Origin of the sequence: Solibacillus ferritrahens, from assembly GCF_037027585.1 — a bacterium.
In the GTDB taxonomy this organism is placed as follows: Bacteria; Bacillota; Bacilli; order Bacillales_A; family Planococcaceae; genus Solibacillus; species Solibacillus ferritrahens.
On the sequence record NZ_JAXCLE010000012.1, the window covers coordinates 53,547 to 65,753 of the forward strand.

12 protein-coding genes are annotated in these 12,207 nt (G+C 37.6%); 2 read left to right on the forward strand and 10 right to left on the reverse strand.

The features are described 5' to 3' along the window. Positions 1-7: 7 nt before the first annotated feature. Entirely contained in the window at positions 8-856 is an 849-nt protein-coding gene (locus tag SNE38_RS12695) for a tyrosine-type recombinase/integrase (RefSeq protein WP_336046620.1), read from the reverse strand. A 185-nt stretch (positions 857-1,041) separates the two neighbouring features. On the opposite strand from SNE38_RS12695, the gene SNE38_RS12700 reads away from it, so the two are divergent. Further along, positions 1,042-1,842: an enoyl-CoA hydratase/isomerase family protein gene (locus tag SNE38_RS12700; RefSeq protein WP_191703384.1), complete on the forward strand. Its 801-nt coding sequence runs from the start codon at positions 1,042-1,044 to the stop codon at positions 1,840-1,842. Positions 1,843-1,906: 64 nt separating this feature from the next. Here SNE38_RS12700 and SNE38_RS12705 read toward each other — a convergent pair whose 3' ends face one another. The 6 genes from SNE38_RS12705 to SNE38_RS12730 all read right to left on the reverse strand — a co-directional run bounded on the left by SNE38_RS12705 (position 1,907) and on the right by SNE38_RS12730 (position 7,706). Further along, on the reverse strand, positions 1,907-2,611 hold the full coding sequence (locus SNE38_RS12705; protein ID WP_191703383.1) for a FadR/GntR family transcriptional regulator: 705 nt from the start codon (positions 2,609-2,611) through the stop codon (positions 1,907-1,909). 16 nt (positions 2,612-2,627) lie between these two features. Then, on the reverse strand, positions 2,628-3,896 hold the full coding sequence (locus tag SNE38_RS12710) for a TRAP transporter large permease (RefSeq protein WP_336046621.1): 1,269 nt from the start codon (positions 3,894-3,896) through the stop codon (positions 2,628-2,630). Continuing rightward, positions 3,896-4,363 carry a TRAP transporter small permease gene (locus tag SNE38_RS12715; RefSeq protein ID WP_191703381.1) on the reverse strand — a complete coding sequence of 156 codons (468 nt, stop codon included), beginning with the start codon at positions 4,361-4,363 and terminating at the stop codon, positions 3,896-3,898. The genes SNE38_RS12710 and SNE38_RS12715 overlap by 1 nt, the downstream gene beginning before the upstream one ends. Before the next feature lie 15 nt (positions 4,364-4,378). After that, positions 4,379-5,359, reverse strand: a complete 981-nt coding sequence (locus tag SNE38_RS12720) for a TRAP transporter substrate-binding protein (protein ID WP_191703380.1) — start codon at positions 5,357-5,359, stop codon at positions 4,379-4,381. 11 nt (positions 5,360-5,370) lie between these two features. Beyond that, positions 5,371-6,735 (reverse strand): FAD-binding oxidoreductase, encoded by a 1,365-nt coding sequence (locus SNE38_RS12725; RefSeq protein ID WP_191703379.1) that lies wholly within the window; start codon positions 6,733-6,735, stop codon positions 5,371-5,373. Between the two features lie 170 nt (positions 6,736-6,905). Continuing rightward, the gene (locus SNE38_RS12730; protein ID WP_336046622.1) at positions 6,906-7,706 is read right to left on the reverse strand and encodes an ATP-binding protein; all 801 of its coding nucleotides are present in this window, start codon (positions 7,704-7,706) and stop codon (positions 6,906-6,908) included. Between the two features lie 162 nt (positions 7,707-7,868). Here SNE38_RS12730 and SNE38_RS12735 point away from each other — a divergent pair, with 162 nt between their 5' ends. Continuing rightward, a complete protein-coding gene (locus SNE38_RS12735) occupies positions 7,869-9,032 on the forward strand; it encodes an aminotransferase class I/II-fold pyridoxal phosphate-dependent enzyme (RefSeq protein WP_404829010.1) in 1,164 nt (387 codons plus the stop codon). A 352-nt stretch (positions 9,033-9,384) separates the two neighbouring features. On the opposite strand, the gene SNE38_RS12740 is transcribed toward SNE38_RS12735, so the two are convergent. From SNE38_RS12740 to SNE38_RS12750, 3 genes are all read right to left on the reverse strand, one after another. Further along, positions 9,385-9,774, reverse strand: a complete 390-nt coding sequence (locus SNE38_RS12740; protein ID WP_191703377.1) for a cysteine synthase — start codon at positions 9,772-9,774, stop codon at positions 9,385-9,387. Between the two features lie 83 nt (positions 9,775-9,857). Next, positions 9,858-11,087, reverse strand: a complete 1,230-nt coding sequence (locus tag SNE38_RS12745; RefSeq protein WP_191703376.1) for an AI-2E family transporter — start codon at positions 11,085-11,087, stop codon at positions 9,858-9,860. 74 nt (positions 11,088-11,161) lie between these two features. Next, positions 11,162-12,100 carry an LCP family protein gene (locus SNE38_RS12750; RefSeq protein WP_191703375.1) on the reverse strand — a complete coding sequence of 313 codons (939 nt, stop codon included), beginning with the start codon at positions 12,098-12,100 and terminating at the stop codon, positions 11,162-11,164. Positions 12,101-12,207 lie beyond the last annotated feature (107 nt).

The window sequence follows — 12,207 nt, forward strand, 5'->3', positions numbered from 1 at the left end:
ATAAGTTTCAATAGTTTTTAGGGAAACGCTGCTCTCGTTCGGTTAAAACGCCCTTTCTTGCATAACCAAATTGCTCAAATAAGGATTCTGTTTCCTGCTGTTGAATTAATTCCTTTTGGATGGTGTAATATCTTAGATTTGTAGCGGTTATTTTAAATTCCATCTGCTCTGACATCGATTTGAATATTCTTTCAATGGTTTTTACAGTTAATGGCTCTCCCATCTTGTTCCCTACGCCAAGCCAGACGTATGGTGAGAAATCAGTGAGGGGCATAAATTGTTCAGTAAATCTTTTATAGTCATCTAATAATTCCAATAGTCTTGTGGAAATAGGCAATGACCTGAAAGTTTTGGAAGCAAGGACAATGACCTCTTTTGTTTGTTTATTAATATGCTTCCATTCCATACGAACGAGCTCTGCAGGTTTAATGCCAAGCTCCGCTACCGTGAAAACAATTGCCGCATTTCTTAATGCCAGCCATTCATGTTCAGCGTTTTGTGCGATGTCATATTGATAGGGCCAGTAGGACAGTGCTCGTTTAAATTGCTTTTCTTTTAAAACGTCAAGTTCTGTATCTAGCTTTTCTAAAGGTTGAATCAATGCTTCATTATACGCTGTTATAACACCCCTTAATTGTAAAAAAGTTAAAAATTGACGAATTGACGCGAATTTCCGATTTATTGTATTCACCTTTTGATAGGTTTCCTGAATTTCCTTTGCATAATGTTGCAACGCTTCATTTATGTGCTCGGTATGCTGAATTATTTCAGCAAACTGCTTTGCATCCAACGTATATTGTTTTTTCGTATAAAACGATTTATTGATTGACATTAAATAGGTTTCGAAAGCTTTCACATATGTGTCATACATAAACATGGCTCCCTTCAACCATATTGTACCATTCTCTTAAATAAATTTAACAAGATATGAGTATAGATTTGCTTAACATATTAACATTTTTCTTGAAAATTCTTAATTAAATGTTAATGATTTAATAATCGTCTATAATAATTGGTATAAATGATTTAAGGGGGATATTTATGCAAGTGCGTACTACAAGGCTTGAAGCTGAAGAAGCAAAAATTATTTATCAGGAGACAGCTGGAATTGCCATTATCACAATTCATCGACCTCAGCTTAAAAATGCGTTGACGGCAAATATGTGGGATCAATTAGCAAACATTGCACTAAAGACGTTGGAAAATCCTAAAAATAAAGTGTTGCTTTTACGAGGTTCTGGAGAGAACTTTACTGCGGGTTCTGATATTAAAGAATTCAATTCAATTTCCTTGGAAAAAGCCGAAGAAGCTTTTGTACATATGGAAAAAACAATTTCTACAATTGAAAATTTACCATTGCCTGTTATCGGTGTCATTAATGGACCGGCAATGGGTGCTGGGTTAGAGCTTGCACTTGCATGTGACATCCGCATTGGTTCGGATAAAGCGAAAATGGGGATTCCCGTTGGAAAGCTTGGTATCACATTAAATAATAAATTTGCTAAGCGTTTAGTTGATTTAGTGGGGCCTTCTGCAACGAAAGACTTTGTATTTACTGGCCGTATGTATAAAGCAGATGAGGCATATAAAGCAGGAATGTTAAACTATTTAGTTTCGGAAAAGGATTTGAATCGCTTTGCCATTCGCATGGGAAAACTAGTAGCCGGGATGTCACCGGATTCACTTCTTGCTGTTAAGCGTTCTGTGAAAGAGTGTGTTGATTCAACGCCAGCACTATGGGAAGGCTCTTCATCGTTCGTTTCTCAAACCGATTTTGCTGAAGGTGTACGCGCCTTTGTTGAAAAACGCCAACCTGCTTTTTCTAGACAACAACGTAAATAAAATAGTGAAACGCCGCAAATTAGATTTCATAATTTGCGGCGTTCTTCATTAAGTGATGAGATTTTTAAAACGATAATTCCGAGATTTCTTCACGAATTGTCCGAATATGGTCTTCCATAAGTAACTTCGCCTTTTCGCTTTCCCCTCGGCTAATAGCTAGGTAAATCGCTTTATGCTCATCAAATGTACGCGTGATATTTGCTTTTGATGATAATCGATGTTTGCGCGTTGCTTCAATTGTATTTTGCATGTGCGGTTCCAAAGACGCAATCATTTGTTCAAGTACGCTGTTATGGGTCGATTTTGCAATTGCCATATGGAAGTCGAAGTCGGCCTGTAGCCCAGCCTCTTCATTATCCTCAGCTGCTTTCATCGCTTCAATTGATTGCGCAATTTTTTCAAGGTCATGACCATCTGCTCGTAATGCAGCAAGTGCTGCACACTGAGATTCCAGAATCAGCCTTAATTCAAGCATCTCATATAAAACGACTTTATCAGTTTTTAATAGTACATTTGATAATGGGTCCTGTACTTGATGAAGGGATTTATTTTTGATAAATGTCCCATCACCTTGTCGGATTTCCACTACATCACTGACTTCCAATAACCGTAGTGCTTCTCGTATCGACGTGCGACTTACACTATAGAGCGCGGCAAGTTCCCGTTCAGGAGGCAATTTATCGCCAATCTTTAAATGACCAGCAGCAATTTCATGTTGGATTTTTTGGAATATGATTTCATAAACCTTTTGTTTGTTTGTTGAAGTCACCGGATTCACACCTTCACTATTTCACTAAAAATAAACTAAGTGCTGGAACGAATGAGATGATTAATACACAAATTATCATGACAAGTATAAATGGTATGATCGCACGCATTACACCTTCAAGTTTCGTTCCGGCTATTTTATTGGCTACGAATAAGTTTAACCCAACTGGTGGTGTTATGTATCCAATCGCTAAATTAACAATCATTATAATTCCAAAATGAACAAGGTCAATACCAAGTGCAGTCGCAACAGGCGCTAATATTGGCGTTAAAATTAAAATAGCTGCCGCTGTTTCCATAAATGTTCCGACAATCAGTAATATGAAATTAATGATAAGCAATGCAAAAATCCAGTTGTCCGTCACACTTAATAAAGCTTCTGTAATTTGCATCGGAATGCGTTCGCGCGTTAAGTAATAGGCAAAAACAGATGCGCCAGCAATGATAAATAAAATGGATGCACTCATGACAGTTGCTGATGAAAATATGTGATACAAATCTTTTAAAGTAATTTCGCGGTAAATAAATACTCCTACGATTAACCCATATACTACCGCAACTAAAGCCGCTTCTGTAGCGGTAAAAAACCCACTGTAAATACCGCCTAAAATAATGACAGGCATCATTAGAGCTAAAATAGAATCCTTTAAAGCTAAGAAAAATTCTTTGAAATCATATTTCTCTCCCCCGCCGTAACCTTGGAGAATCGAAACGATGTAAACCAGTACAAGTAAAGCAAACGTTACAAATATGCCGGGAATTATTCCTGCTAAAAATAGATCGCTTATTGAAACACTTGCTGTGACGCCGAATAATACAAGCGGGACACTTGGAGGGATAATCACTCCGATTGTACCTCCTGCAGCTTGAATAGCAGTCGAGAAGTTTTTATCATAGCCTTTTTTCACCATAGCAGGAATCATAATCGCACCAACCGCCGCTGTTGTCGCAGCAGCAGAGCCAGATAATGCAGCGAAAAAGGCACATGAAATAATTGATACTAATGCCAATCCACCGCGTACACGGCCGAGCATTACTTCCGCTAAATGGATTAATCTACGGGAAATCCCGCCTGACTCCATTAACTTTCCGGCAAGCAGGAAAAAAGGAACTGCAAGTAATGGAAAGGAGTCTATCGAGTTAAACATACGTTGGAAAATTGCTACAATGGGCATTTCACTTTGAATAACGAAAAACGTTGTTGCTGCCATCGCTAGAGCAATTGCAATTGGCACATTGATGAAAATTAATACGAGCAATACAACGAAAAGAATAATATCTGCCATTAAGATAGCTCTCCTTTCAGTTGTTTTGTCGTGATATAGAACAAATTCATCACTAGAATTAGCCCACTAATAGGAATGACTGAATAGACAATCCCCATCGGTATTTGCAATACTGCTGACGGCTGATTCATTACACGCATGGATAGTTCAAAGCCTTTAACGACCATGAGTACAAAAAACACTAGACAAACTGCTGCGCTTAGCACGATAAAAGCTTTCTTAATAAGGCCTTCCATCCGGTCAACTAATAATTCCATGCCAATATGCGCACGGGCTGCTACTGCATAGGCCGCCCCTAAAAATGTCATCCAAATCATGGAATACCGTGATAGTTCTTCTGTCCAGGCAATAGAATAGTCAAAAAAGCGGAACGTAATTTGACAAAATACCGAAATAACAAGTACCACCATCAAGGCAATTAAAATACCATGTACAACTTTATTTACCCCTTCTACTAATCTCACCATTGTCTTTCTCCTATCCTACTGCTCATTTAAAATACGCTGTAATAGCTTTTGGTTTTTTGCACTATCATAGACAGACATAATTTTCTCGCGGAATGCATTCACTTCAATAGTATCTACAACTTCCATTCCTTGTTCTTCAAGTCTAGCGAGTGCCTTTTGTTCCATATCAATAACGAGTTGTCGTTCATATGCACCGATTTTTTGACCTTCTTCCAATACAATTTGGCGTAGATCTTCCGGTAAACGGTTATATGCATGTTCACTCATCATAAACACTGCCGAAGAATAGGCATGTCCTGTTAGCGTCATATGTTTTTGATTGGCATCGTATAATTTGTAGCTATCTATAACTAAGATTGGGTTTTCCTGCCCGTCTACTACACCTGACTGAAGCGCAGTTAACGCTTCAGTCCAAGCCATAGGAGAAGGAGTAACACCAAGCTCCTTAAATGCAGAGATAAATACTTTGTTTTCCTGCACACGCATGGATAACCCTTTTAAATCATCAGGTGTTTCGATTGGCTTGATACTGTTTGTCACATGGCGGAAACCATTTTCTCCCCAAGATAACCCGATAATCCCAATATCCCGTAATTGCTCAAACATCTCATCCCCAATCTCACCTTCCAAAATGTTTACTGCTGTTTCTCGGTCGTTAAATAAAAATGGCAAGTCAAGTACAGCAAAATCTGAAACGAAATTCATAATCGGTCCTGATGTTGAGACAACCATGTCTACTGAACCGAGCATAGCTCCTTCAATCAGCTCACGTTCGGCTCCGAGCTGACTTAAAGGAAATGTTTCAATAATGACTCTCCCGTCTGTACGCTCTTCAACCCGTTGCTTTAACTCTTGCATCGACAACTCGAACGGATGATCTGCTGCAAGTGAATGTCCTGCGTATAAAACATACTGCTCTCTTTCATTTGAACTTGTGCAAGCCGATAAAAGTGCAAAACTCAATACAAGCCCCACTATGCAAACGAATTTTTTCATCTCCAATTCCCCTAATCAATGAATATTTTACCTGGATTCATAATGTTGTTTGGATCAAATATTTGTTTAATCTGTTTCATCCAGTCGTATGCTAACCCATGCTCAAGTCGTTGGTATTTTGCTTTGCCGCTACCGACACCATGTTCACCTGTACAAGTACCACCCAATGATAATGCGAATTCCACAACATGCTCATTAAGCTCTTTTGCCTGCAATATATCGTGTGGATCATTCATATCAACCATGAGTAAAATATGATAGTTCCCATCACCAACATGTCCGACAATTCCGGCGTTGATATTCATGCTCTCAATTTTTTTGCGGGAATTTTCGATCGCTTCCGGCAATGAATTGATCGGAACTACTACATCGGTAGACATTAAGCGTTTTCCTGGTGCTGAATGGATGTAAGTGTAGGCCAGATTATGACGCAATTCCCATAGCTGATTACGAGCTCGTTCATCTTGTTCAAAAGCTAGACCCGTACAGCCATTATCATTCAATAGTTCTGTTGCAAAGACAACATCGGACTGTAAACCAGATTCATTGCCGTGAAATTCCAAAAATAACGTAGGCATTTCTATAAAACTAGTACCCGAAGCATGATTAACCTGTTCAATACTATTTTTATCAACAAGCTCAATGCGTGCCATTGGAATCCCGGCCTGCTTTAATGCAACAACTGAATTGACGGCTTCTTGGACAGTATTAAATGTTGCACGTCCTGCCACTATTTTTTCCGGAATACCGTAAACTCGTAATGTTAACTCCGTAATGACACCAAGTGTACCTTCTGAACCTATCATAAGCCCGTTTAGATGATAGCCAGATGATGACTTGGCAGCTAGCCCGCCTGTGTGGATAATGTCGCCATTCGCTAAAACGACTTCTAAATCACGAACTTGATCGCGCATAATCCCATAGCGCACAGAAGTAGTCCCGCTTGCATTCGTAGCAGCCATACCTCCCAGTGTTGCATCTGCCCCTGGATCAACAGAAAAGAACATGCCGTGTTTTTTTAGTTCCTTATTTAATTGACTACGTGTAACACCAGGTTGGACCTTTACTAAAAAATCTTCTGACCGTACTTCAAGCACAGCATTCATAAGTGACAAATCAAGTGAGATCCCGCCTTTTGTTGGAATGACATGTCCTTCAAGACTTGTACCTAAACCAAATGGTACAACTGGTATAAGCTGCGCATTTGCGAAGGCTAAAACCGCACTCACTTCTTCTACTGATTTTGGATAAACGACCACATCTGGTAAGTGAGGTTCATGGTAAGATTCATCTCTCCCATGCTGTTCACGTAAAACATCATTTGTTGTCACTTGTTCATGTGATAATAAATCCTGTAATTGTTCAATATAATTCATAATGCATCCCCTTTTTGATTTTTGGTTATACCAACAATCATTTGGTCCAACCAATACTTCTTAATATTTAGAATATATTTATTTTTCTAAAAATACAATTAATTTTTAAGATTTATATGTTAATAATTTAAAAAAAGAACTGACGTATTAATGTCAGCCCTTTTTAACGGTTATTTAATTCCTCTTAACTGTAAATTAATTTTTTCCGGTTCTATGCCGAATTGATGGGAAAATACATCGGCAATATCTTTTTGAACTTCGTATAAATAAGTGGGAACATGATAGTGGACAGGTAATCTTAAATAAATATTAATGTTCATCTGCGGAATTCCTTCAATTTGTAAATTCGGCACTTCAAATTTTGTGATTTGATTCTGCTGCTCGAGTACATGTTCCAAAACATCTAGATAAACTGAACGTGCTATATACACACTATTTTGATGGAAGTCAGGTTGTACAATCGTCGTTTCCCCTAGTTTCACTTGAGTAGAAGAGAAAATCTCTTTCCCACGCTGAACTAGACGTTTAAAGAAATTTTGTTCTACTTGTTTGTAAGGTACCGGCATAACATGCTTTCCTTGTACTTCTCTAATATATTTAGCGATACGGATTTCTTTTTCTGTTCGAATATCCTGTACATAATAAAAATGGTTAATTTCGCCAATCTCTAAACGCGCGGCTATTTTTTTAGTCATTTTATCCGATGTTCCTATAATTAAGATTGATTTCACTTCATAGGATTGAATAGCCTTTAAAATCTCCTCTTTGTGTACATCATCATCGAAAATTGCGCGACGCACTGCCTTTAATGTATTTTTCTCAAATTTTGCTGACGTACCGGCTACCTTTTCACCATTTACAATAAATAACCCATCATCAATAATTGCCTGAATATTTTGTTCGTGAGCAAATTGTAGCGCACTTGTACTTTTACCAGTTCCACTCGGCCCACTTAAAGAATAGATGATCATCAGTCTCTTCCCTTCTATCTATACAGTAAAAAATAGCTACTCTATTTCAATTTAATGCTTTTGTGTATGAAGATAACTCTATTTTCTGATTTCCTCCCCATTATACGTGATGAGTATGATAAAATGGTGCTTACATTTGAAAGTTTTAAGGAGTGTTACATATTGAATATCCAACCGTCAAAAAAAATGTCTTTATTTGCCCCAGCAATATTTGGGGATTTAAAAAAACATGCAAAAAGCCAACAGCAAAATGGGATGGAATTGATTGATTTAAGCTTAGGCAGTCCAGATATCCCTCCAGCTGAAAATTTACGCAAAAAAATGTCGGAGCTTACGGCACTTTCTTCTTCATATGGCTATACATTAACGGGTATTCAAACATTTAATGAAGCAGTATGTAACTACTATAAACGAGTAAACGGTGTTGAATTAAATGCAGAAACTGAAGTAGTACAAACAATCGGTTCTCAAGAAGGCTTGGTACATCTGCCTGTTGCTTTTTGTGATCCAGGAGACGTCGTATTAACAACAAATCCAGCTTATGTTGCCTATGATGCCGGGATACATTTAGCGGGTGCAACACCCTACTATATGCCTTTAACAAAAGAGAACGATTATTTACCCGATTTAAAAGCTGTTCCTGAAGAAGTTCTACAAAAGGCAAAATTACTAATATTGAATTTACCAGGTAATCCAGTACCTGCAATGCCATCTCTGGAATATTTTAAAGAAGTTGTTGAATTCGCGAAGCAATACAATATCATTGTATTACATGATGCAGCCTATTCAGAGTTTTACTTCAAAGGCAATGCACCGATTAGCTTCCTTGCAACACCAGGAGCAAAAGAAGTTGGATTGGAAATCAATTCCTTATCAAAAAGCTTTAGCCTAGCTGGTACCCGAATTGCCTACATTGTAGGTAATGCACAATTAGTTGAAATAATGAAGCAGTTAAAATCCAATTTAGATTTCGGTATTTTTGAACCGATTCAACAAGTTGCAGCATTAGCGTTAGACAACTCTGAGGAAATTACAGACGAATTAAGAAAGACTTTTTCGAAGCGTCATAAAACATTGATGGAAGGTTTGACATCATTAGGCTGGGAAGTTGCACCTAGTGATGGAGGAATGTTCGTTTGGGCAAAATACCCTTACGATATAAATTGCATTGACTTTGCCTTTAAAGCAATTGAACAAATTGGCGTTGTTATGGTACCTGGCACGGTCTTTGGTTCAGCAGGTGAAGGATACATGCGTTTAGCATTAGTACAACCAGTCGAATTACTTGAGAAAGCCGTGGAAAAGTTAAAAACAATTCGTGTCTAAAGAATTAAGCTGGGACAAAAATTATGTAGGGATTTACTTGATATAGAGGGAAAAATAGTTGTTCGGAGTGAAGGCGGCGACTCCCAGGGGAACAAGCAAAGTTTACTTTGCGACGAGTAATCGCAGGAGCACGAGGGAGAGCGAAAGGAACAAAAGCTAAAAACGCCACGTCCTGTGGCAACGCTTTTGTGACCAACATCGTGTTGGCCTCGTGCCCCCAGGAAAGCGTCCGCCGTAACGGAGAACAACGGCTACGAAGTAGATACAAAAATAAAGCCGTTCAAACTTTACTTATCGTAAAATTTGAACGGCTGTTTATTTTGAGGTGGGTTTTGTCCCGGCCTCTATATGCTTACTCAGTATCATAAGAAATATAACCAACTTCTTCGACTTCTGTTCCATCTAAAAATATTACAGTCGTCTGGAAAATAAGTCGTTCATCTACTCCACATACCCAACGCTCATCTGGCATAATTTCAAAAGGCATAATTTCCGCATCTTTTGATCGAATAGTGCCGACCACTTCAAAGGAATGTTTACCAATAACGGATATTTCTCCGTTTGCCTGTTCGCAAAGAACTTTTAATGAAATGTAGTCAATTTTATCATCTTCATCATCTGTAAGTGGCGTAATGTAAACAGAACCATTAAGCACATCACCTTCAACAAGGTCTGTTTTTTCAATAACTGTTTCTACTCTCACGCCGTTTTCTTCTACTGTTGTTAACCATTTACTTAACATGTGAATTCCCCCATAAAATAAGAAATCAACCGAATGATTTTAAAAGGAAGTGCCCTGAATATTTCAGGACACCCCCATGTTCTTTATTTTAAATCTTCATACAAATTCGTTTCGTCTGTTTGAAAGCGATTATAGCGCTCTTTAAATATTCGATACGTATGTGTAATAAGAACTTTAATTAGAGCATAGCCAGGAAGACCTAACACGACACCAGCTACACCAAATAGAGAACCGGATGTTAATAATACAAAAATAATCGTAATCGGATGAATACTTAATGATTTACCCATAATTTGAGGAGATATAAACTTCCCTTCGATTAATTGTACAATTGTCCATACGATAATTAACTTCAATAACAACCATGGTGAATTTACAATGGCAATAATCGCTGCTGGTGTTGCGGCAATTGCTGGACCTAAGTATGGGACTACACTTGTTATCATGGCTATGAAACCTAATAGTAATGCATAAGGCATGCCAATGATTAAAAACCCGATTGTCATCATGACGCCAATACAAAATGACACTAAAATTTGACCTTGAATATAAGAGCTGATTTGTTTGTCCATGTCATGCAGGACTTCCCCCATACGTAGGCGCATACGAGGTGGAAAAAGACGTAAAATAAAACGAGGCATCTTTTCACCTTCATATAATAGATAAAACGTAATAAAAGGAACGATGACGAGTGATAAAACGATTCCTGTTATTGTAGATACAAGTCCCGTAATTCCTGACGCTACGCCTGACGCAACACTTGTCAATGTATCTTTCACTGTTTCAATAAAGCTGCCGGTAAAATCAGTCAATAATTTATTGTAATCAAAATTGATTTTCTCAAAATACTCATTGAATTGAGAGTTATTTAAAAAGACTAATAAATCATTGGCAAGAGACATAAGCACTACAGGAAATTCCTGTACTAAGTTTGTAAACTGGTCTCGCAAAAACGGGAATACAAGAACAACAAGCAAAGTGATTAATGCAATTGCTACAATGTACAAAATCAAAATTGCCAACCCGCGTGGTACTTTCCATCTCACTAACAGCTTTAACGGAGGACGTAATAGGTAAAATAAAATTACCCCTAACACACCCGGTAAAATGATCACTTCGAATAGTACATGCAATGGTTCAAAAACAAACGCAATTTTATCGTAGATGAATACTGTACAACCGATTAATAAGATGACCACTAATAAGAACAATAAATTTTTTCCGCCTAGAAAACGAATAAAGATCGATGAGAAAAAATTAGATTTTTCTTGCGGTACTTGATTGTTACTTTTTTCTTCTACTTTTTTCTCCAAAAGACCACCCCAATATATCGACAAAATTTACTATATGTTCATTTTAGCATGAATTAGAAAATTACATCTAATGCTTACTCGCTTAAATTTAAAAAATCATGCAATATTTGTTTATTTTTTTCCTTATCGATTTCAATTACTTCACCCGCGTGACGGTACTTAGCAAATTTGTATGTTCCTTCAGCAGGAATCGTTAATTTTTCAATATTTACCTTGCCGCCTGCAACGGCTTTTAAAACGGTAGCTAATTGATCCTTACTTGTTAAATCAGTTGTAATATAGCCTTGCATTGCACCAACAAATTTGGGCATATTGGCTACATTTCTTGGTGATAATAATTCATCTTTTAGGGCTTCAATTACTTTTTGTTGTCGTGCAACTCGTCCAAAATCCCCTTCGGCATCTGCACGGAAACGAGCATACCCAAGTAATTCTTTTCCGTTCAAATTGTGGACACCTTTCTTCAGTTCCACATATATTAATCCGCCCATGTCCTTTTCAACGTCCATCTCGATTCCATTTGGCGCTAAAATATCAATTAATGTTTCGAAGCTTCTAAAATCAATCATCGCATAGTGATGAATAGGAATATCGAACATATTGTTTAGTGTTTTTTGTAGTAATGAAACACCATCTAAGTAATAGGCGGTATTAAGTTTATATGATTGATAGCCTGGAATTTCTGCATAAATATCTCTCATGAAGGAAACGAGCTTCATATCATTGGTATCACGGTTCCAGGATAGCAACATCATCGTATCGGTACGTGATTTTTCCTCCCCCCGTGTATCAACCCCTAAAACTAGGTAATTTTCAACAGTCGGGTGGTTATCATCCGGTTCAAAGCCCTCGACTGGAATTTTGTTGTCACTTGCTAAATCACGGCCATTTTGAAACTGAACATAACTATAACCAATTGAGCCAATAATGACTAAAAAGAGGATTAAAAAAATTACCCTGCCTTTTCGGATTTTTTTCTTTTTATAACGGGTTTGACGCGTCTGTTCTTCCATTGATACTACTTCCTTTCTAATTACGTGAAGTTTAGACGATTTATAATTATATTTAGTTTCAAATTATCATGATTATACCATTTAAAGCACACAGCTTTCTGTTTAAT